The organism is Cupriavidus sp. 8B (genome assembly GCF_054589115.1).
This window is the reverse complement of sequence record NZ_BAAILO010000243.1, coordinates 69042-90131: the sequence shown is the minus strand read 5'-3', so window position 1 is coordinate 90131 and position 21090 is coordinate 69042. Positions and strand designations below refer to the sequence as shown.

The 21090-nt window shown below is 67.6% G+C and carries 23 protein-coding genes; 11 read left to right on the top strand and 12 right to left on the bottom strand.

Features of this window, described 5'->3' with window-relative positions; all coding sequences use genetic code 11:
- Positions 1-72 precede the first annotated feature (72 nt).
- From ACYP5B_RS23300 to ACYP5B_RS23290, 3 genes are all read left to right on the top strand, one after another.
- A complete protein-coding gene (locus ACYP5B_RS23300) occupies positions 73-1011 on the top strand; it encodes a LysR family transcriptional regulator (RefSeq protein ID WP_400099784.1) in 939 nt (312 codons plus the stop codon).
- A gap of 203 nt (positions 1012-1214) precedes the next feature.
- The gene (locus ACYP5B_RS23295; RefSeq protein ID WP_318231788.1) at positions 1215-2132 is read left to right on the top strand and encodes a LysR family transcriptional regulator; all 918 of its coding nucleotides are present in this window, start codon (positions 1215-1217) and stop codon (positions 2130-2132) included.
- Complete coding sequence (locus ACYP5B_RS23290) at positions 2129-2512, top strand: DUF2784 domain-containing protein (RefSeq protein WP_318231787.1); 384 nt, start codon at positions 2129-2131, stop codon at positions 2510-2512. Before ACYP5B_RS23295 ends, ACYP5B_RS23290 begins: the two co-directional genes overlap by 4 nt.
- A gap of 44 nt (positions 2513-2556) precedes the next feature.
- On the opposite strand, the gene ACYP5B_RS23285 is transcribed toward ACYP5B_RS23290, so the two are convergent.
- The 7 genes from ACYP5B_RS23285 to ACYP5B_RS23255 form a co-directional block, all read right to left on the bottom strand.
- On the bottom strand, positions 2557-3375 hold the full coding sequence (locus ACYP5B_RS23285) for a crotonase/enoyl-CoA hydratase family protein (protein ID WP_459571236.1): 819 nt from the start codon (positions 3373-3375) through the stop codon (positions 2557-2559).
- Positions 3372-5060 carry a long-chain-fatty-acid--CoA ligase gene (locus ACYP5B_RS23280; protein ID WP_459571253.1) on the bottom strand — a complete coding sequence of 563 codons (1689 nt, stop codon included), beginning with the start codon at positions 5058-5060 and terminating at the stop codon, positions 3372-3374. Before ACYP5B_RS23280 ends, ACYP5B_RS23285 begins: the two co-directional genes overlap by 4 nt.
- A gap of 130 nt (positions 5061-5190) precedes the next feature.
- A complete protein-coding gene (locus ACYP5B_RS23275; RefSeq protein WP_459571235.1) occupies positions 5191-5967 on the bottom strand; it encodes an enoyl-CoA hydratase-related protein in 777 nt (258 codons plus the stop codon).
- Between the two features lie 64 nt (positions 5968-6031).
- Complete coding sequence (locus ACYP5B_RS23270; protein WP_459571234.1) at positions 6032-6853, bottom strand: SDR family oxidoreductase; 822 nt, start codon at positions 6851-6853, stop codon at positions 6032-6034.
- Positions 6854-6922: 69 nt separating this feature from the next.
- Positions 6923-7048, bottom strand: coding sequence for a hypothetical protein (locus tag ACYP5B_RS23265; protein WP_459571233.1), 126 nt, complete (start codon positions 7046-7048; stop codon positions 6923-6925).
- A 514-nt stretch (positions 7049-7562) separates the two neighbouring features.
- On the bottom strand, positions 7563-8252 hold the full coding sequence (locus tag ACYP5B_RS23260) for a GntR family transcriptional regulator (protein WP_267604696.1): 690 nt from the start codon (positions 8250-8252) through the stop codon (positions 7563-7565).
- A 44-nt stretch (positions 8253-8296) separates the two neighbouring features.
- Positions 8297-9709: a C4-dicarboxylate transporter DctA gene (locus tag ACYP5B_RS23255; RefSeq protein WP_459571232.1), complete on the bottom strand. Its 1413-nt coding sequence runs from the start codon at positions 9707-9709 to the stop codon at positions 8297-8299.
- 427 nt (positions 9710-10136) lie between these two features.
- Here ACYP5B_RS23255 and ACYP5B_RS23250 point away from each other — a divergent pair, with 427 nt between their 5' ends.
- Positions 10137-11402 (top strand): allantoate amidohydrolase, encoded by a 1266-nt coding sequence (locus ACYP5B_RS23250; RefSeq protein WP_459571231.1) that lies wholly within the window; start codon positions 10137-10139, stop codon positions 11400-11402.
- A gap of 51 nt (positions 11403-11453) precedes the next feature.
- Positions 11454-12722, top strand: coding sequence for a M20/M25/M40 family metallo-hydrolase (locus ACYP5B_RS23245; RefSeq protein ID WP_459571230.1), 1269 nt, complete (start codon positions 11454-11456; stop codon positions 12720-12722).
- A gap of 198 nt (positions 12723-12920) precedes the next feature.
- Here ACYP5B_RS23245 and ACYP5B_RS23240 read toward each other — a convergent pair whose 3' ends face one another.
- Positions 12921-13511 (bottom strand): N-acetyltransferase family protein, encoded by a 591-nt coding sequence (locus tag ACYP5B_RS23240; protein ID WP_459571252.1) that lies wholly within the window; start codon positions 13509-13511, stop codon positions 12921-12923.
- Positions 13512-13760: 249 nt separating this feature from the next.
- Here ACYP5B_RS23240 and ACYP5B_RS23235 point away from each other — a divergent pair, with 249 nt between their 5' ends.
- Positions 13761-14666, top strand: coding sequence for a LysR family transcriptional regulator (locus ACYP5B_RS23235; RefSeq protein ID WP_459571229.1), 906 nt, complete (start codon positions 13761-13763; stop codon positions 14664-14666).
- A 113-nt stretch (positions 14667-14779) separates the two neighbouring features.
- Positions 14780-15139 (top strand): arsenate reductase (glutaredoxin), encoded by a 360-nt coding sequence (gene arsC, locus ACYP5B_RS23230; RefSeq protein ID WP_318231778.1) that lies wholly within the window; start codon positions 14780-14782, stop codon positions 15137-15139.
- Positions 15140-15247: 108 nt separating this feature from the next.
- Here arsC and ACYP5B_RS23225 read toward each other — a convergent pair whose 3' ends face one another.
- The 3 genes from ACYP5B_RS23225 to ACYP5B_RS23215 all read right to left on the bottom strand — a co-directional run bounded on the left by ACYP5B_RS23225 (position 15248) and on the right by ACYP5B_RS23215 (position 17030).
- Positions 15248-15475 carry a hypothetical protein gene (locus ACYP5B_RS23225; RefSeq protein ID WP_318231777.1) on the bottom strand — a complete coding sequence of 76 codons (228 nt, stop codon included), beginning with the start codon at positions 15473-15475 and terminating at the stop codon, positions 15248-15250.
- Between the two features lie 175 nt (positions 15476-15650).
- Positions 15651-16310 (bottom strand): 3'-5' exonuclease family protein, encoded by a 660-nt coding sequence (locus ACYP5B_RS23220; protein ID WP_400094466.1) that lies wholly within the window; start codon positions 16308-16310, stop codon positions 15651-15653.
- 69 nt (positions 16311-16379) lie between these two features.
- A complete protein-coding gene (locus ACYP5B_RS23215; RefSeq protein WP_400094468.1) occupies positions 16380-17030 on the bottom strand; it encodes an MBL fold metallo-hydrolase in 651 nt (216 codons plus the stop codon).
- Positions 17031-17348: 318 nt separating this feature from the next.
- Between ACYP5B_RS23215 and ACYP5B_RS23210 the strand changes: the two genes are divergently transcribed.
- On the top strand, positions 17349-18122 hold the full coding sequence (locus ACYP5B_RS23210) for a septal ring lytic transglycosylase RlpA family protein (protein WP_400094469.1): 774 nt from the start codon (positions 17349-17351) through the stop codon (positions 18120-18122).
- 72 nt (positions 18123-18194) lie between these two features.
- On the opposite strand, the gene rsmI is transcribed toward ACYP5B_RS23210, so the two are convergent.
- On the bottom strand, positions 18195-19118 hold the full coding sequence (gene rsmI / locus ACYP5B_RS23205; protein WP_400094471.1) for a 16S rRNA (cytidine(1402)-2'-O)-methyltransferase: 924 nt from the start codon (positions 19116-19118) through the stop codon (positions 18195-18197).
- A 39-nt stretch (positions 19119-19157) separates the two neighbouring features.
- On the opposite strand from rsmI, the gene ACYP5B_RS23200 reads away from it, so the two are divergent.
- The 3 genes from ACYP5B_RS23200 to ACYP5B_RS23190 form a co-directional block, all read left to right on the top strand.
- On the top strand, positions 19158-19526 hold the full coding sequence (locus ACYP5B_RS23200) for a YraN family protein (protein ID WP_459571251.1): 369 nt from the start codon (positions 19158-19160) through the stop codon (positions 19524-19526).
- A gap of 98 nt (positions 19527-19624) precedes the next feature.
- On the top strand, positions 19625-20212 hold the full coding sequence (locus ACYP5B_RS23195; protein WP_400094472.1) for a phosphoheptose isomerase: 588 nt from the start codon (positions 19625-19627) through the stop codon (positions 20210-20212).
- A 92-nt stretch (positions 20213-20304) separates the two neighbouring features.
- On the top strand, positions 20305-21090 hold a 786-nt coding region (locus tag ACYP5B_RS23190; RefSeq protein ID WP_459571228.1), incomplete at its 3' end, for a BON domain-containing protein.

Below are 21090 nucleotides of genomic sequence, written 5' to 3'. Positions count from 1 at the left end.
CTCGCGCACGGCGCCGGGGCGGGCCGCACCGTTGCGGGGCGTCCGGGAAAACCCGAAAAGGAAAAGCCAAAGATGAAGCTGCAGCAACTACGCATCCTGCTGGCGGTGGCCCAGCACGGCAGCATCCACGAAGCCTCGCGCAGCCTCCATGTGTCGCAGCCGGCGCTGTCCAAAGCGATTGCCGAACTGGAACGCGAGCTCGGCGTCACGCTGATGTCGCGCTCTGTGCGCGGCATCAGCCTCACCGCCTACGGCGTGGCGCTGGTCAAGCGCGCCAGCCTGGTCGAGCAGGAACTGCGGCATGCGCTGGAAGACATCGAAGCCATCCGCGGCCACGCCGACGCGCAGCTCAACATCGGCTTCACCGCGGTGGCCTCCAGCGGCCCGCTGCCCGACGCCATGGCCGCCTTTCGCAAGCGCTTCCCCAACGTCGCCATGCGCGGCTTCGAGCTGCGCCCGCAACAGATCCTCGAAGGGCTGCGCGAGGGCCGGCTCGACCTCGGCCTGATCTCGACCAACAGCGGCCCCGGCACCGGCGCGTTTCAGTGGGAACCGCTGTTTTCCACCGGCATGTCGCTGGCGGTGCGCGCCGGCCATCCGCTGCGGCGGGTACGCCGGCTGCGTCCCCTGCTCGACGCCGACTGGCTCGTGCTCGACCCGCTCGACGACCCCGGCAGCCCGCTCGCCAGCCTGATGCGCCTGCACCGGCTCGACATGCCCAAGCGCGTGGTGCAGAGCGCCTCCAACCTGCTCGGCCTGCAACTCGCCACGCGCACCGACCTGATCAGCATGTGGTCGGACTTCGTGTTCGACGGCACCGGCCCGCTGCGGCTCGATCCTTCGTCACTGGCACGGCTGCCGATCAGCGACGAACTCCCCGAGTTCCGCGTGTTCCTCGTTTACCGCTCGGAAGACCTGATGACCCACGCCTGCGCCGAGTTCAGCAAGGAGGTGCGGCACTGCGCGCAAGCGATGCCGCGAGGGCGGCCCGCGGTGCGCGCGGGCAGGTGAGTGCAGTGATGAATGGCCTGAGCGCTTGATTCAGGGCAGTACTTGCCTGGTCACGCATGCCACATGCGCCATCGCCAACGACTGTGCCACCCACGGCAAAAAATGCAGCCCCACTCATACCCCCACCCAAATCGCCCCCATAGCCCCCAGCACATGCCCCCCGCCTCCAAATGCGCCACAATGACGCCCAGGAGACACACAGCATGGACAAGCTAAAACAGATCGAAGCCTTTATCGCCGTCGTCGAACACGGCAGCATGGCTGCCGCCGCGCTGACGCAAGGGGTGACGCCGGTGATGATCGGGCGTCGCATCAATGCGCTGGAGGCGCGCATCGGCGTGAAGCTGCTGCACCGCTCGACGCGGCGCATCGTGGTGACGGAGCAGGGCGCGGCATTCATGGAGCAGTGCAAGAAGGCGCTGGCAGACCTTGACCGTGCCGAGATGCTGATCGCCGAAGGCAAGCACAAGGCGACCGGCCACCTGATCGTGTCGGCGCCGGCGGCGTTCGGGCGCAAGCATGTGGCGCCGCATGCGCCGGCGTTCCTGGCGGCGAATCCCGAGGTGCAGATTTCCTTCAACCTGACCGATCGCGTGGTGGACCTGGTGCGCGAGGGCTATGACGTGGGCATCCGCATCGGCGGGGCCATCGACCCGAACTTTGTTGCCATCAAGCTGGCGACCAACAAGCGGGTGGTGTGCGGCACGCCCGCGTATTTCGCGCGCCATGGCGTGCCACAGACATTGGACGATCTCGCGCAGCACAACTGCCTGGCCTTCAACCTGCAGGGCGGCCAGCAGCGCGGCTGGTACTTCCAGCAGGACGGCAAGACCGTCACGGTGCGTGTGAGCGGCAACCTCGATTGCAACGATGGCGAGTTGCTGCATCGCTGGACTGGCGAGAGCCTGGGGCTGGGCTGGCGCTCCACCTGGGAGATCCTGCCGCAGCTGGAGAGCGGCGAGTTGATCACCGTGCTCGACGAGTACGCGCTGCCGGATTACGACATCCTTGCCGTGTACCCGCAGCAGCGGCCGGTGCCGGCCAAGATCCGCTTTTTTATCGAACACCTGAAGGCGGCGTTCGCGGTGCCGGGCTACTGGACCGGTCGGCAAGGACGATGATGGCAGCCTGGCTCGCGGACGCCATCGTCCTGTTGCACCTCGCCTTTATCCTCTTTGTGATGCTGGGTGGTTTGCTGGTGCTGCGCTGGCCGCGCATGGCGTGGCTGCACTTGCCGGCAGTGGCGTGGGGCGTGGTGGTGGAGTGGAGCGGGTGGATCTGCCCGCTCACCCCGCTGGAAAGCGCGCTGCGCCTGCGCGCGGGGCAGCAGGCTTATGATGGGGATTTCGTGCAGCACTACGTGCTGGCGCTGATCTATCCCGAGGGCCTCACGCGCGAGATCCAGATCGTGCTCGGAGCCGTGGTGCTGGCGCTTAACCTGGCGGTCTACGTGGCACTCTATCGCCGGATGCGGCGCCAGCGAACGCGTCAGCACGCCTGAGCGCACAAAACGCAACGCAGCAACCGGCCCGGCGCCACGCAACGCTACGACGCCGGCTTGAACGCCGGTGCCCGCTTTTCCATATTGGCGATCACTGCTTCACGCTGGTTGGCGCCGCCGATCAGCCGGTCCTGCTCGACCGATTCGGCCAGCAGGATGGCGGCGCCGTCGCCGTGCTCGCTCACCTGCATCAATCGCTTGGCGGCGCGGATCGCGTCCGGGCTGCGGCCGGCGATATCGCGCGCGGTGGCCAGCGCGGCTGCGCGCGGGTCGTCCACCACGGCAGTGGCCAGGCCCAGCGCGCAGGCTTCTTCGCCGGTGACGATGCGGCCGCTGTAGATCAGCTCGCGCAGGCGGTCGGGGCGCACCAGGCCGCGCATCAGCAGCATGCCGGCTATGTCGGGCACCAGCCCCCACTTGATCTCCATCACCGACAGGCGCGTGTCTGCGGTGACATAGCGCAGGTCCGCGCCGAGCGCGACCTGCAAGCCGCCGCCGAAGGCCACGCCGTGCACGGCGGCAATCACCGGCACCGGCAATTCGCGCCAGACCATGCAGGCAAACTGCGGACGGTTGGAGATGCCATGGGTGCGCGCCGCGAGCCGGCCTGCGGCGATGGCGTCGCCCTGGCCGCCTCCCAGCCCGGCCATGCTCTGCATATCGAGCCCGGCGCAAAACGCGCGGCCTTCGCCCGACAGCACCACCGCGCGCAAGTCCGGCTCGCGCGCGAGAAGCTGGCCGGCGTCGATCAGCGCGTCGAACATGGCGGGGTCGAGGGCGTTCATCTTGTCGGGCCGGTTGAGCCTGACCTCGGCCACGCCGTCTTCGATGGTCAGGACGATGCGTTCGCTGCTGGTGCTCATGTTGCGTTGCTCCTTGCTTGATTGGGATCCTGCGCTGTAGGCAGGACGTAGTCCTTGAATTGTTCCCGCAGCTTCACCTTGAGCAGCTTGCCGGTGGCGGTGTGAGGCAGCGAATCGACAAAGGCGACGTCGTCGGGCACCCACCATTTGGCGACGCGCGCCGCGAGATAGTCGAGCAGTTCGGCGGCGCTCACGTCCTTGCCGGGCCGGCGTACCACCACCAGCAGAGGGCGCTCCTGCCACTTGGGATGCGGCACGCCCACGACGGCGGCTTCCGCCACGGCGGGATGGCCCATGGTGGCGTTTTCCAGGTCGATGGAGGAGATCCATTCGCCGCCTGACTTGATCACATCCTTGGCGCGATCCACCAGCTGCACATAGCCATCCGCATCGATATTGGCGACGTCGCCGGTGTCGAACCAGCCGTCGGCGTCGAGCGCGTCATGCTCTGCCTTGAAGTACGCGGAGGCGATCCACGGCCCGCGTACCTTGAGCCGGCCAAAGGCGTGGCCGTCGTGCGGCAGCGCATTGCCCTGGTCGTCCTCGATGCGCAGGTCCACGCCCCACAGCGCGCGGCCTTGCTTGAGCTTGATCTTCAACTGGTCCTGCGTGCCGAGCGCCTGGTGCTTGGGCAGCAAGGTGCTGATCACGCCGATCGGGCTGCTCTCCGTCATGCCCCAGCCCTGGACGAAACGCGCGCCGAACTGCTGCTCGAAGCGCTCGATCATCGCCGCCGGCGCGGCCGAGCCGCCCACGCCGGCGAGCTTCAGCCCGAGCGAGCGCGGATCGATCTCGGGATGCGCGTCGAGGTACTGGAACAGCATCAGCCACACCGTGGGCACGGCGGTGGAGAAGGTCACGCGCTCGTCGCGCAGCATGCGGTAGACGTTTTCGCCATCTAGGTGCTGGGCGGGCAATACCATCTTGGCGCCCGTCATGGCGCAGGCGTAGGGCATGCCCCAGGCGTTCGCATGGAACAGCGGCACGACCAGCAGGATCGCGCTGTCCGCGTTGACGCCGAAGGTGTCGAACGCGCAGGCCTTGAGGCTGTGCAGCACGGTGGAGCGATGCGAATACAGCACGCCCTTGGGGTTGCCGGTGGTGCCCGATGTGTAGCAAAGCGACGATGCGGTGCGCTCGTCGAATTGCGGCCATGCGTAGTCCTCGCTGCCGGCGTCGACCAGGTCCTCGTAGCACAGCAGGTTAGGCAGCTTGCCGGCAAGATCGAGCGCGTCGGTGCCGGCGCGATCGGTCATCGCCACGTAGTGCGTGACGGTGGACAGGCGCGGCGCGAGCTGCGCCACCAGCGGCGCGAAGCAGGGGTCGAAGAAGAGCACGCGGTCTTCCGCATGATTGATGATGTAGTCGATCTGCTCGGGGAACAGGCGGGGATTGACGGTATGCAGCACCACGCCCGCGCCCGACACGCCAAAGTACAGCTCCAGGTGGCGGTGCGTGTTCCACGCCAGCGTGCCGACGCGATCGCCTTGCTCGATGCCGAGTCCGCCGAGCCCGGTGAGCGCACTGGCGACCCGCTTTGCGCGGCGGTGCACCTGCGCGTAGTTGGAGCGCACCGTGCCGCCATCGATCGTGCGCGACACGATCTCCTGCTGCGGGTGGTACTGCGCGGCGTACTCGATCAGTGAGGAAATCAGCAACGGACGGTCTTGCATGAGGCCTAGCATCATGCGCGTCTCCTGGTTTCGAAGCGTGGTGCGATGCGAAGTCGGTGATAGCGGGAGACGGATCGCTTCTGCGAGCGCCCGCCCTCTCCCCCGTCCCCGCTCCCACGAGTGGGCACGGGGAGCAAACCGGTCAGCGGCCCTTGAAGGCCGGCTTGCGCTTTTCCAGGAACGCCGCCACGCCTTCCTTGAAGTCCTCGCTGCGCGATGCGCGCGACTGCAGCGTGGCCTCGCGCTCGAGCTGCGCCGGCAGGTCGCTCTCCAGGCTGGCGTTGAGCGCTTCCTTGATCAAGCCGTAGGCAAAGGTGGGCATCTGCGCCAGGTGGGCGGCCAGCTTGGCGGTCTCGGCCGTAAGGGCGTCGTCCTCATGCACCTTCCACACCAGGCCGATGCGATGCGCTTCTTCCGCGTCGATCTTCTCGGCCAGGATGGCGAGCGCGCGTGCCCGCATCTCGCCCGCGTAGCGGGGAAGGAAGTAAGTGCTGCCGGCATCCGGCACCAGCCCGATCTTGGAGAACGCCTGCAGGAACGATGCCGAGCGCGCGGCCAGCACCACGTCGCCGGCCAGCGCCAGGCTCATGCCGGCGCCTGCCGCTACGCCGTTGACCGAGGTGATGACAGGCTTGGGCATATTGCGCAGCGCCAGGATGATCGGGTGGTAGCGCTCGCGCAGCAGCGTGCCCGAATCCTGCAGCCCGGGCTCGCGCCCGGCCAGGTCGGCGCCCGCGCAAAAGCCGCGGCCATTGGCGGTCAGCACCACAGCGCGCACGGCCTCGTCCTGCGCGGCGCGCTCGACGGCGGCGCGCAGCTCGATCATCAGCGCGCTGTTGAGCGCGTTGAGCACGTCGGGGCGGTTCAGGGTGATGGTGGCCACGCCTTCGGCGGCGTGATAGAGCACGGGTGATGTCACTGGAGTCTCCTTGTCGTAGTTGTGCGGATGCATGCGTGCTTGAATGTGCGGAAAGCTGCGCGGCTCAGGCCTCCTTGCCCGGAGCCTTGGGCGGATGCAGCGCATCGGCCGACGCGTCGCCCAGCTTGCTGCCACCATCGCAGTCGACGATGGTGCCCGTGATATAGCGTGCGTTGTCGGTGGACAGGAACAGCGCAGTATTGGCGATATCGTCCTTGTCGCCGTAGTCGCGCAGCGCCAGGCGTGCCTTGAAGCGCGCCTCCATCTCGGGAGTGGGCGCGAGCCGCGCCATGCCTTCGGTGCCGGCGATGGGGCCGGGCGAGATGCCGTTTACGCGTACGCCGGCCGGGCCCCATTCCATGGCCAGGCATTTCACCAGCATATTGATGCCGGCCTTGGCGGCGCACACATGGGCCTGGAACATCATCGCATTGACCGCCTGCGGCGCGGTGATGGCGATCAGCGAGGCGCCCGGCGCATTGAGGAAGGCAAAGCAGGCGCGAAAGACATTGAAGGTGCCGATCAGGTCGATGTCCACCACGGTCTTGAAGCCGTTGGCGGACATGCCCAGCGCCGGCGCGACAAAGTTGCCGGCCGCGCCCGAGATCACGATGTCGATCGGGCCGAGTTCGTCGCGCGTGCGCGCGAGTGCCGCTTCCACCGCAGCGTAGTCGCGCACATCGGCCGCCATGCCAATAGCGCTGCCGCCGGCATCAACGATGCTGGCCGCCGCCGCGGCAATGCGCTCGGGGTCGCGGCTGACCAGCGCCAGGCGGGCGCCCGCCTTGGCGAAGTGCCGGGCGATGCCCAGGTTGATGCCGGACGAGGCGCCGGCGATAAACACGACCTTGCCGGCCAGGACGTCGTCTTTGAACGCGTTGGACATGGGTTTCCCTCCCTGGGATGGGTTGGATGATGAAAGCGGATGGCCCGGCACGGGAGTCGGGCGGGAAGATCAGTCGCGCCCGCGCTGGCGCACGGATGGCGGGACCGTCAGGGACGGCAAAGCGGGGAACAGGATGGCGCGGGCAGGCTCTGGCGATGCCACGGACGTCGCCACCGGACGGCTGGAACGGGTCATGTCTGTCTCCTGGCTTTATCTTTTGGTTCTTCAGACTTTCGTGTGGGTAGAAGGGGCTTTTGGATGTTTGCTGTTTCGCCAGACGGGCTTCCGCTCGAGGCGGTGCCGCACGGCGGGCTGCCCGCAAAGCCAAGCTGCAAGCGGATTTTCGTTACGGCACTACGCATACATGCATGATGCCGCTGTTGACTTGCTCGATTGGCGACCCACACGAAAGTCCGAAGGACCTATCTTTTAAGCGGCCTCTGACCTGGGCCACCGACATCCTACTCCGAAGACGGGATTCGATCACGCGCGGATCTGGCAATGGCGGCGCGCGCGGCGCGCAAAAGAAAAAGCCCGCACCCAGGCCGGCGTGCGGGCTGCCGTCCGCGATGGACGGGCCAGTGTGTCATGAAGCGCGCCCCCGCAGCTTCATGACGAGGTCGATGATGGCGCAAAGGCGCGTGGCGCGCCTTGACCTGGGTCAACGCCAGCTCAAGCGCCAGGTCAGGCGCGCCGCGGCATGCCAGGCTCAGGCCAGCAGCGCCGTCACCAGGTCCTTGCTGCGCGCGGCGGGGACCTGCTCGAAATGCAGCGCCGCTTCGACATGGTTCAGGTGTTCCACCATCAGCGTCACCGCGCGCTCGGTGTCGCCTGCGCGGGCCGCCTCGATGAACTCGCGATGCTCATCCGAGGAGCAGGCGGCGTCGCGGCGGGACTGGTACAGCATGGTGATCACCGCGCTGCGCAACGACAACTCCTGCAGCATGCCCGTCAGCACGCCATTGCCCACCACCTCCGCCAGCATGATGTGGAAATCGCTGAGCAGGCGGGTGCGCACATGCGCATCGCTGCCGCCCAGCGCCTTTTTCTCGGCGACGAGGTGCCGGTCGATGCGCTTGTAATCTGCGGCGGTGGCGCGCGCCACGAACTCGCGCGCCAGGGCCGCCTCCAGGATGCGGCGCACCGCGAACACTTCGCGCGCCTCCTCGGCGCTGGGCTTGGCCACGAAGGCGCCTTTGTCCGGCACGATCTGGATGAGCTTGTCCTTGGACAGCATCAGCAGCGCCGCGCGCACCTTGGTGCGGCTGACGCGGTAGACGCTGGCCAGGGCCTCTTCGCGCAGCTTGGTGCCAGGCGGCAGGCGGTGCGAAACGATGGCCGCGACGATGTCTTCGGCGATCGCTTCGGCGGTCATGGCAGGGTCGATATGCTCAGGCATGGTTGCGCACTTGCGCAGCGTCTCGTGGGAGGAATGCCGAGATTCTAGCGCCCCGCGGCCGCGCCGGGCAGCGGGGATGCCCCGGGGGTGGCCGCGGCGGCCCCGTGAGGCGCCGGGGCAAAGCCCGCTTCGAGGTCGCTGGCGTCGATCTTGCCGTTGAGCACATCGTGGGCGCGCGCCCGGTCGATGTCCTTTTCCCAGGCGGCTACCACCACGGTTGCCACGCAGTTGCCGATCAGGTTGCCGACGGCACGGGCGATGCCGATGAACCAGTCGACCGACAGCACCAGCACCAGTCCGATAGCGGGAATCGCAGGGTGGGCCGACAACGTGGCCGCCAGGATCACGATGGCCGAGCCGGGAATGCCGTGCGCGCCCTTGGACGTGACCAGGGCGACGGCCAGGATGCCGAGCAGGTCGCCCAGCGCCAGCGGCGTATTGGTGGCCTGGGCGATAAACACCGCGGCCAGCGTCAGGTAGATCGAGAAGGCGTCGAGATTGAAGGAGTAGCCGGTGGGGATCACCAGGCCCACCACCGATTTCTTGATGCCCATGAACTCAAGCTTCTTCATGATCTGCGGCAGCACGCTGTCGGACGACGCGGTGCCCAGCACCACCAGCAGTTCGGCGCGCAGGTAGCGGATCAGCTTGATTACCGAGAAGCCGCACAGGCGCATCACGGTCCCCAGCACCACCAGCACGAACAGGGCCACGGCGCCGTAGAACACCACCACCAGGTAACCGAGCTGCTTGAGCGAGCCGATGCCGTACTTGCCCACGGTGAAGGCCACCGCGCCCAGCACGCCCAGCGGCGCCAGCTTGATGATGAAGCCCATCATCTTGAACAAGGTGTGCGAAAAGGTGTCGATCATCGATACCAGCGGCCGCCCGCGCTCGCCTACCAGCGACAGCGCGCAGCCGAACAGGATCGAAACCAGTAAGACCTGCAGCACGTCGCCGCTGGCGAACGCACCCATGATCGTGCTGGGAATCAGCTTGAGCAGGAAGTCCACCATGCCCGCGCTCTTGACCTTGGCGGCGGTGTCCACGTAGGCGGACATGGCCGAGGCGTCGAGCGAGGCCGGGTTCACGTTCATGCCGGTGCCGGGGTGGAAGATATAGGCCAGGGCAATACCCAGCGCCAGCGCGATGGTGGTGACCACTTCGAAATACAGCACCGCCTTGATGCCGACCCGGCCCACCTTCTTCAGCTCGCCGGCGCCACAGATGCCTGCCACCACCACGCAGAACACGATCGGGCCAATCAGCATCTTGATCAGCTTGATAAAGGCATCGCCAAGCGGCTTGAGCTTGGCGGCGAACTCAGGAAAGAACAGGCCGAGTGCGGTGCCCAGCACCAGGGCGATCAAGACCTGGCCAAACAGGGAGCGGGTAAAGCGGGTGAAAGCGGACTGGGGGCGGCCGGAAGCGGGCCGTAGCGGGGCTGCTGGGTGCATCGTTGTCTCCATGCGGACACGTCCAGGTCTGTGGCTGGCGCGTCCTGTCATTGCTGCAGGAATTGCCGGCTGCCCGCTTGCGGGAAGGCCGGCCTGACGTGCCGGGCGCGAAAGCCGGGTGAGGGCTGTGGCGCTTCGCGGATTGGCCCTTCTGTTGGAGCGGAATCCACGCAACTCGCTGTCCGGATCGGATTGTCCGCAGCGAATTGTCGTAACGTGGAAGCCAATATAGTGCATATCATTTTTGTATGCAATTTTTGAATTCACTGTGCTACCATGAATCGCACAGAATAGAGCTCTCGAACGAGAGTCGCGGCGCCCCTGGGACTTTCCCTAGGCACCGGCCCGGCACCAGCGCGGTGCCGCTGGCGCGGGGCTTGCATGATCCGGCGCCACCGCATTCGCGCACTTCCAGCAGGAGACACGCATGGCAGCAACCCTCAAGCCCGCTACCGAAACCGGGGCGCGCATCATGGCCTGGGCCGATACCCTGGCCGTCCACACCGAGCAGCCCGGCATGCTCACCCGCACCTATCTCACCGAGGCGCACCACGGCGCCGCCGCGCAGCTCGCCGAGTGGATGCGCGAAGCCGGCATGACGGTGCGCCGCGACGCCGCCGGCAACGTGATCGGCCGCTACGACGGCACCACGCCCGATGCGCCCGCGCTGCTCACCGGCTCGCACTTCGACACCGTGCGCGATGGCGGCCGCTATGACGGCAACCTCGGCGTGATCCTGCCGATCGCCTGCGTGGCGGAGTGGCACCGCCAGGGCAAGCGCTTCCCGTTCGCTATCGAGGTGGTGGGCTTTGCCGAGGAAGAGGGCGTGCGCTTCAAGGCCACGCTGCTGGGCAGCCGCGCCATTGCCGGCACCTTCGACACCAATGTGCTCGACAACGTGGACGATTCGGGCAAGACCATGCGCGAAGTGATGCACGCGGCAGGTTTCGATCCCGCTGGGCTGCCGGCCGCCGCGCATTCGCGCGAGCAGGTGCTGGCGTTCGTGGAAGTCCATATCGAACAAGGCCCGGTGCTGCTCAATGAAGGGCTGTCGCTGGGTGTCGTGACCGCGATCTCCGGCGCGAGCCGCTTCATCGTGGAGCTGGAAGGGCTGGCCGGCCACGCCGGCACCGTGCCGATGGACATGCGCCGCGACGCCGCCATGGCTGGCGCCGAGGTCGGCCTGTTCATCGAGCGCCGCTGCGGCGGCCTGCCCGGACTGGTCGGCACGATCGGCCAGTTCAACGTGCCCAACGGCGCCGCCAATGTGGTGCCGGGCCGCGCGGTCTTCTCCATCGACATCCGTGCCGGCGAGGACGCCGTGCGCCAGGCTGCCGTCAACGACGTGCTGGCGGAAATCGAGCGCGTGTGCGCCCGCCGCAATGTGCGCGTGCAGATCCGCAAGACCCACGAGGCCGTCAGCGTGCCATGCGCGCCCTGGCTGCAAACGCAATGGGCGGATGCCATCGCCCGCCAGGGACTGCCTGTGCGGCACCTGCCTTCTGGCGCCGGCCATGACGCCATGGCCATCGCGGCCATTGCCGATGTGGCGATGCTCTTTGTGCGCTGCGGCAACGGTGGCATCAGCCATCACCCCACCGAAATCATGACCGCGGAGGACGCCGCCAGCGCGGCCGCCGTATTCGGCGATTTCGTCGAGCATTTCGACAAGCACTCCGCGCGGCAGCAGTAAAGCGCCCGCATCCGTCATCCTGATGAGACTTAGACTTTTTCGAGAATAACCATGACCGCAAGAGACAACGTGAACCCGCTGCAGACCACGCTCACCAACTACATCGACGCCCAGCGCCCCGCGCAGGAAGCCTTCCTGGCCGAACTGGTCAAGGTGCCTTCGGATAACCCGCCGGGCGACTGCGACGCGCACGGCGCGCGCGCCAAGGTGCTGCTGGAAGGCCTGGGCTTCAAGGTCGAAGCGCACAAGGTGCCGGACGAACTGGTCAAGGCCGCCGGCATGATCAGCGCCACCAACCTGCTGGTGCGCAAGACCTTCGGCACGGGCGGCCCGACCATCGCCATGAACGCGCACGGCGACGTGGTGCCCCCGGGCCTGGGCTGGACCAAGGACCCGTACGGCGGCGAGATCGCCGACAGCGAGCACGGCCCGGTCATGTACGGCCGCGGCGTGGCCGTGTCCAAGTCGGACTTCGCCACCTACACCTACGCCGTGCTGGCGCTGATGGAAGCCGAGAAGCAAGGCGCCAAGCTCAACGGCACGCTGGAACTGCAATTCACTTATGACGAGGAAACCGGCGGCGACATCGGTCCCAAGTTCCTGCTCGACCAAGGCCTGAGCAAGCCCCACTACGCCATCTCGGCGGGCTTCTCCTACGGCATCACCTCGGCCCACAACGGCTGCCTGCACGTCGAAGTGACGGTCAAGGGCAAGCAAGGCCACGCCGCCATGCCGCACACCGGCGTGGACGCGATCGAGGCCGCCACCCACATCCTGCAAGCCATCTACGGCCTGCGCGCCGAACTGGCCACGCGCAAGTCGAAGACGCTGGGCATCGATACCGCCACGTTGAACGTTGGCCTGATCAAGGGCGGCATCAACACCAACGTGGTGCCGGACCTGGTGACCTTCCGCGTCGACCGCCGCATGATCCCCGAGGAAATCGGCTTCGACGCCGAAGGCGAGCTGCGCGCCGTGGTCGAGAAGGCTGCCAAGGATCGTCCGGGCATCGAGGTCAAGGTCGAGCGCATCATCCTGGCCGAGCCGCTGTCGGAACTGCCGGGCGTGGAAAAGCTGATCGGCGCCCTGAAGGGCCGCGCCGAGGAAGTGTTCGGCGTGGAGATTCCGGTGCAAGGCGTGCCGCTCTACACCGATGCCCGCCACTACACCAAGTACGGCATCCCCACCGTGCTGTACGGCGCCGGCCCGCGCACGCTGATGGAAGCCCGCGGCCACAACTCGGACGAGAACCTGCGCCTGAACGACCTGAACCGTGCCACCAAGGTGGTGGCGCTGGCGCTGTCGGACCTGATCGGTTGATGGAGGTGTGAAGGTTCCAGGGCGGATTCAAGCCTTGGGGCCAGAGGAGGGGGCGGGCGTTCGCTGCGCTCCCTCGTCAGCCTTGATCGCAAGATCATGCGCCGGATGAATATCACTATTAGCAACGATTTACTGAAAATTCTTTCCAAGAATTAATCGCGGTAAATCCACTGCCCGCCAGCTTGAGCTAGCCAGGCTTCACGCCTTGGCCGCGCACTCCACCGGCGGCGTCTCGTCGCCATCCCCCAGCGGCCGCTGCATCAACACCGTATCGATCCACTGCCCGTGCTTGAAGCCGACGGATTGCAGCCTGCCTATGGTGCGAAAGCCCACCCGTTCGTGCAACGCCAGCGAGCCCGCGCCTTCTCCGCTGGCCGTGCAGGCCACCACCGCCACCATCTGCCGCCACGGACCGCTCTCGCAGCGCGACACCAGCGCGGCTAGCAGCGCAAGGCCGAGGCCCTGGCCCCGGTAGCGCTCGTCGATATAGACCGAATCCTCGATGGCAAAGCGGTAGGCGCTGCGCGTGCGGTAGGCGGACGCATAGGCGTAACCCAGCACCTCGCCGCCGCGCTCGGCCACCAGGTAGGGCAGGCCCTGGCGTTTCACCTCGGCATGGCGCAGGCGGATGTCGTCCACGCCTGGCTCGACTTCCTCGAACGACGCGCGGCCGTGGCGCACATGGTGCGCGTAGATGGCCTGGATGGCGGGGATGTCCTCGCCGGTGGCGTCGCGGATCGACAGACTGGCGCAGGCCTGGACGGCGACGGTGGCATTGGCCACGGCCATCGGCGTGGCGGAGGCGGCGCTGAGTGTGGCGAGAGGGGCTTTCATGATGCTGGCGCGGCGAGTGGTCTGGGCAGGTGGGCCGGATCGAGCGTAGTCGATGCCGGAGGAAAAGCGAAACAGGGATGGAAGCCGTGTTGCAGCGAGTTGCCCCGCAGCAGGCAAGGGCCGGGGCACGCTGCAACCTTACCTTGCGCCGATGCTATAAAGGAAGCTTCGCTGACTTATGCAGCGCATAAGAAATTCTTTGCCATGCGGCATCTCAATCCCGACTTCCTGCAGGCCTTTTCGCTGGTTTGCGATCTTGGCAGCTTTTCGGCGGCTGCCGAGCGCCTCGGCTTGAGCCAGCCGGCGGTCAGCCTGCAGGTCCGCCAGCTTGAGCAGCGCTATGGCCTGCGCCTGCTGGAACGGGTGGGACGCCATGTGCTGCCCACCGCAGCCGGCGAGGATCTGCTGGCGCACGCGCGCGGCGTGGCCGGGGCGCTGGCCGCCGCCGACGACAGCATGGCGCGCCACGCCGGCGGGGTGATCGGCCGGGTGCGGCTGGGCACCGGCGCCACCGCCTGCATCTACCTGCTGCCGGCGGTGCTGCGCGACCTGCGCCGCGCCATGCCGGCGCTGGAGATCGTGGTCAGCACGGAAAACACCGGCGAGGCGCTCAAAGGAGTGGAAGACAACGCCCTGGACCTGGCCTTCGTGACGTTGCCTGCCTCCGGCCGGATGTTCGACATCACGCCGGTGCTGGAAGACCCGTTCGTGGCGATCGGCCCGGCCGACGACGCTGCGCTGCCGGCCACAGTGACGCCGGCCGATCTGGCCGGCAGGCCGCTGGTGCTGTTTTCGCCCGGCGGCAATACGCGCCGGCTGGTGGACGAATGGTTCCTGCGCGCCGGCATCAGCGCGCGCCCGGTGATGGAGCTTGATAGCGTCGAGGCGATCAAGGAGCTGGTCGGCGCCGGGCTGGGTTACTCGGTGCTGCCGGGCATGGCGTTGCCGCCAGGCCAGCCGCGCGCGCGGATCGCCGTGCGCCCGCTTGCCCCGCCGCTGGCGCGCACGCTGGCGCTGGTGCTGCGCCACGACAAGCCGCTGCGCGCCGGGCTGCGCGCCACCGTGGCGGCCCTGCTACGGCTTGCACCCGAAAAGGAAAGCCCGCCTTGAGCTGATATGCCACCTCTCGGGGGCATGCGGGCAGGCAGCGCCGCTTGTATAGTGCGGGTTTCAGCCCCGGAGCCGGACGGGCCAGGGGCATCAGTCGAACCAGGAGTACCGCCATGATCACCATCTATCACAACCCCCGTTGCTCGAAATCGCGTGAAACCCTCGCGCTGGTCGAGGCAGCCGCCGGCCGGCTGGGCGAGCCCGTGGAGATCGTGGAATACCTGAAGACGCCGCCCACGCTGTCCACGCTCAAGCAGCTCCATACCATGCTGGGCGTGCCGGTGCGCGAGATGGTGCGCAACAACGAGGCGCCTTACAAGGAGCTGGGCCTGGCCGATCCGGGCCTGACCGATGCCGAGGTGCTGGGCGCGGTGGCCGACCATCCCATCCTGCTGCAACGCCCGCTGGTCGTGCGCAACCGCCGCGCCGCCATCGGGCGTCCGCCGGAGAACGTCGCCCCCTTGCTGGCCTGAGCCGGCACCGGCAGCGCACCCGCAAACCTTGGCCCCAGAATAAAACCGGCCCCCACCTAGGTGGGGGCCGGCCCGGTCAGGGAGGCTGATTTGCTTCAGGCGGGTCGTCTAATGAACACCCAGCCAGTGCATGGCCTCCTGGCCGAAAGCGATTGCCGCCAGGACTACCAGCAGGATCACCAGCGTCACCGCGCTCACGTAGACCGTGGCCTTGGCGACTTCGGCGTCTTCCTCCAGGGAATGCGGGCGGGTGGACTCGCGCGAAGATGGCGTCGCGTGCGGCCAGTGCAACCGGCCGACCATTTGGCGCAAGTGCAGGTCGGGATGGAAACGCATGGGCGACACCTCCTGGGCGTGGCTCGCGAGGCCGTGTAAGCCGTATATGGCGTGGCACCGCGGCAGCCCTGAGACAGGGTGGGTTCGGATGCCATATACATCTTAACTATAGCTGGCGCCACACAGGATGCGAAGCTGGCGCAGGTGGCCGCCGGCAATCTGCCGGCGAGCAGGCTCAGGCTGCCGGGGTGGCCGGCGATGCATCGCCTTCGGACGCGGCCTTGGCAGCAGCATCGGCGGCGGCCAGCGTGGCCTGCCGCGCGCGCAGCTCCGCAAGCATGTTGCAGAACAGCGCGCCTTGCTCCAGCGCATCGTCCAGCGCCACATGGGTGTGCGGCAGCGGGTCCTTCCATGCGGCGGGCAACGCCGGCTTGACGGTCCTGCGGTAGGGCAGCCCGGTCATGGCGAACCCCAGCGTCTTGATGTCGAGCGCGGCCCAGCCAAACGGCGAGCGGCCGGCAAAACGCATCATGTACCAGAACATCCAGGTGAAATCGAAGCCAGCCGGAAAGGCCACGAAGACCGGCTTGCCGGGCAGGCTTTCCACCCACTCCACATAGCGCACCATGGCCCGCTCGGGTGGCTCCAGGTCTTTCCGGCAGGCGGCCCAGGCTTCCTGCTGGGTTTGCCACCACTGCATCTGGGCCGGATGACCGGCGGCGCCCGGCAGCGTTTCCAGGTTGGCCGAGAAGGTGCTCAGCACGGTCTTGTCCGCCAGCATGGCGGCGGAGGCGAACGACAGCATGGAGTGCGGCCCCGGGATGGGGCCGTCGGCCTCCACGTCGGTGCTTACATAGATCTCGGGACGGGTGTCAGGTGCCTGTCGTTTGGCCATGTCCTGCCTTGGGAATGAAGTCCGGGGAAAGCGGGTTGCGGGCTTAGCCCACTAGGCGCCACTAGGCCACTAGCCCACATCAATCAGGTGGTCCGCCACGTACGGGTTGTTCTTGCGCTCCTCGCCAAAGGTGGAGACCGGTCCGTGGCCGGGCACAAAGGTGACGTCTTCGCCCAGCGGCCACAGATGGGTGCGGATCGAGCGGATCAGGTCGGCGTGGTTGCCGCGCGGAAAGTCGGTGCGGCCGATCGAGCCGGCGAACAGCACATCGCCCACGATGGCGAGCCGGTTGGCGCGCGAGAAAAACACCACGTGGCCGGGCGTGTGGCCCGGGCAGTGGTAGACCTCCAGCGTCTCGCTGCCGAACTGCACGGTGTCGCCCGTGTCCAGCCAGCGCTGCGGCTCGAAGACCTCGGCGTGGCCAAAGCCGAAGCGGCGCGTTTGCTCCGGCAATTGCTCGATCCAGAAACGCTCTTCCTCGTGCGGCCCCTCGATCGGGATCCCGAGTTCGCGCGAGAGCGACGCGGCGCCCGCGCAATGGTCCACATGGCCGTGCGTGAGGAAGATCTTCTCCAGCGTCACGCCGTGCTCCTTGACCGCGGCATGGATGCGGTCAAGGTCGCCGCCGGGATCGGTCACCGCGGCGCGGCCGGTGGTCTCGTCGATCAGCAGCGCGCAGTTCTGCTGGAAGGGCGTCACGGGAATCAGTAGGACTTGCATGGAGTGGAATTCGGGAGGGGGAACACAGGACGTCGCGGACGCCGCGAGCGCCTGATGCGCCACAACTGGCGCAGCCGCCGGCGGGTCCGCGATTGGAATAGTCCTCGCATTGTAGCGTCGGGCATACTGGAACGTGCTGCGCGAGGCAGCGCGGCAAAGACATCAAGCCATGCGGGCATCACACCCGTGAAAGCCTTGCCAGGACTGGCATTGCGCCCCACAGCCGCCGAATCGGGTACGGTTTTTACCGTCTGTTACAGACAATTCGTAACATAATCAAGGGCCATAGGTGTAACTGCGTGATGCTAGACTCCCGCGATGCCTTGGTTAGCCCCCTATCTTTCCCGCCCCGGGCGGATCGTCCGCCTGTGCCTGCACGCTTCGTGCGCGCTGGCGCTGGCCGCCTGTGCGATCCCGCCGGCGGATCAATCGCAGGAGGGCGGGCCCACCGCCGCCACCCCGGGAAGCGCAAAGCCCGCCAAGCCGGGCAAAGCGGCAAAGGGCGCACCTACGGACCAAGCCCAGAAAGACAACGGCAACGGCTGGGGCCTGTTCCGCTGGGGCAGCACCGGTTCGCTGGGCGAAGGCAGGGGCCAGGGATCGTTGGAAGGCCTGCGGCCCGATCTCGGTTCCTACGAGCAGCGTGGCATGGCGTCCTGGTATGGCAAGGGCTTCCATGGCCGCAAGACCGCCAATGGCGAGCGCTTCGACATGCGCGCGATGACCGCCGCGCATCCCTCGCTGCCGCTCGATAGCTGGGTGCTGGTGCGCAACCTGCGCAACAGCAAGGTAGCGGTTGTTCGCATCAACGATCGCGGGCCATATCACGGCAACCGCGTCCTCGACGTGTCCTACGGCGCCGCCAAGCGACTCGGTTTCACCGAGCACGGCTCGACCCAGGTGGAGATCCGGCGCCTGTCGCGCTCCGAGGTGGCAGCGCTGGGGCCGCAGATCGCGCCAAGCGACGACGATGCGGGCGACGGCGGCGACGATGCCTACACCGGTTCCGAACTGGCCGACAACCCGGCCAAGCCAGCGCGCACGGCCCGCAAGACGCGCAAGCCGGCGAGCACCAAGCGCAAGAGCCGCTGAGCCGTGGCGCGGACCATGCAGCCAAGCCAGGTCCGCGACGCCGTCGGCGCCAGCCTCACTCTCCAGTTCGATTTACTCCGTGGTTTCGTCGTCGGTGCTGTCTTCGGCGCGCTGGGCCAGCGCCAGCCGGTACAGCGCATCGGTCGGGGCGCCGGTAATGGCGGCGGCGAGCTTGGCGGCCCGCTTGGCCGGCAACTCGGCCAGCAGCAGGCCCAGCACCTGCTGGGCGCGGGCGTCGGGCAGGCCTGCCTCCGCCGCCACGGGCGATGCGCCTTCCACCACCAGCACGAACTCGCCCTTGGCGCGCGACGGATCGGCGGCCAGCCAGGCCGGCGCCTCGCTCACGGGCAGCACCTTGATTTCCTCGAACAGCTTGGTCAGCTCACGGCCGATCAGCAGCCGCCGGCCGGCCGGCAGCGCGGCGGCCAGCGCCGCCAGCGTGTCAGCGATGCGGTGCGGCGCCTCATACACCACCCAGGCATGGTCCAGCGTGGCCAGCCCGGCGATGGCGTCGGCGCGCGCACGCGCCTTGGGCGGCAGGAAGCCGGCAAAGGTGAAGCGGCCGTCACCGCTGTCGAGCATCGCGCCCGCCACCGACAACGCCGCCACCGTCGCGCTCGGGCCGGGCAGCGGCACCACCGCGTGGCCGGCGGCGCGGGCCGCTTCCACCAGCCGTGCGCCCGGATCCGAGATGCCGGGCGTGCCCGCATCGGACACATAGGCAATGCGCTCGCCGGCCGCCAGCCGCGCGTTGATGCGCTCGGCCGCTTCGCGCTCGTTGTGCTCGTGCACCGCCAGCAGCGGGCGGTGCAGCCCCACGCGCGTGAGCAGTTGCCCGGTATTGCGGGTGTCCTCGCAGGCCACGGCGTCGACCAGGCCGAGCACGTGCAGCGCCCGCAGCGAGAGATCGGCCAGGTTGCCGATCGGGGTGGCAACCACATACAGGGTGCCGGACGGGTAGGACTGGCCGGCCGCCAGGGAGATCCAGTCAGTCATGCTTGAGAACTTCCGTTGAAACCATCATTCAAATCCACGATGTCGCCGACGCAGGCGCGGGGAGCCCGGGCCGAGTCGCGCGCGCTGGACTACCTGGAGGGGCAAGGCCTGGCGCTCGTGGTTCGCAATTATCGCTGCAAAGGCGGCGAGATCGACCTGATCATGCGCGAGGCCGACGGCACGCTGGTCTTTGTCGAGGTGCGCCAGCGTGCCAGCCGCGCCTATGGCGGCGCGGCAGCCAGCGTCACGCCGGCCAAACAGCGGCGCGTCCTGCTGGCGGCGGCGCATTACCTGGCCGCGCAGGAAGGGCAGGGCTTTGAGCCGCGCTGCCGGCTGGATGTCGTCGCGCTGGAGCCGGGCCGGCTCGAATGGATCCGCGATGCGTTCGATGCCGGCGCGGCGCAATGAAGCGGCAGGCAGCCCGGGCGCCTGCGTCATAATGCGCGGTATCTTGCGGCGCATGCCGTATTTGAAAAGCGTTTGAAAACAAGAAGGCCGATCGAGCCATGCATATCGATAGCATCCAGCAGCATTTCCTTGACAGCGCGGAGACCAAGCGCCAGGCCGCCGCCGTGATGGCGCCGCACATCGCCGCGGCGATCGAACGCCTGGTGGGCGCGCTCACCAGCGGCAACAAGATCCTGGCGTGCGGCAACGGTGGGTCCGCCGCCGATGCCCAGCATTTCGCGGCCGACCTGATCGGCCGCTTCGAGCGCGAGCGCCCGGGCCTGGCGGCGATCGCGCTGACCACCGACAGCTCCGTCCTCACCGCCATCGGCAACGACTACGATTTCAGCGTGGTGTTTTCCAAGCAGGTGGAAGCGCTCGGCCAGCCGGGTGACGTGCTGCTCGCCATGTCCGTCTCCGGCAACGCCGCCAACGTGATCGCCGCGGTGCTGGCCGCCAAGCAGCGCGACATGAGCGTGGTGGCGCTGACCGGCCAGGGCGGCGGCGAGCTCGCCGGCCTGCTCGATGAGTTCGACGTCCACCTGTGCGTTCCCAGCGAGCGCGCGGCGCGCATCCAGGAAGTGCACCTGTTGACCCTGCATTGCCTGTGCGACGGCATCGACGAAGCGCTGCTGGGCGAGGGGTGAGGCCTGCGCCCACCCAAGCCTGCCGCGCGGTGCTGCCGCCTTTTTGCCACCACCGCCCTTTTTTTTGCCTCACCGCTTTCAGCAAGGACCGCATGACGACTCTGCCCAACTCGCGTGAATCCCGCGCCGCCCGGCTGACCGGGCACCTGCCACGCCTGGCCCGCACTGCCACCATGGTGGCGGCCCTGGCCGTCGCGGCCACGCAGCTCACCGGCTGCTTCCCGGTCATCGCCGCCGGCATGGCAGGCGGCGTGACCATGGCCACCGACCGCCGGCCTACCGCCACCCAGACCATCGACCGCGGCCTGCAGCTCGAAGCCGAGAACACCCTGAACTCGCGCTACAACGGCCAGGCCCGCGTGAGCGTGTCGGTCTTCAACCGCAAGGTGCTGCTGACCGGCGAAGCCAAGGACAACACGGTCAAGCAGCAGATCGACCAATACGTAAAGGGGCTGCCCAATGCGCGTGAGGTGGTCAACGAGCTTGAGATCGTCTCGTCGCCGTCGTTCGTCACGCAGAGCCAGGACGCCTTTATCACCAGCAAGGTCAAGACCATGCTGGTCACCGCCGATGGCGTGCCCTCGAACTCGATCAAGATCGTCACCGAGAAGGGCGTCGTCTACCTGCTCGGCGTGGTCACGCCGCCCGAGGGCGAGCGCGCCACCGATGTGGCGCGCAATGCCAGCGGCGTGGTCAAGGTGGTCAAGGCATTCGACTACGTGACCGAAGCCGAGGCCGCCAGGCTCGACGCAGCCTCCACCGGGCGGACCGCACCGCCAGACGCAGCGCCCGGCACACCCGCGCCGGTGCAGTCGGCGCCTGCGCAGGCTGCGCCCGCCGCCACCGACGCTACGACCAGCCCGGTGGCCTCGCCGGTG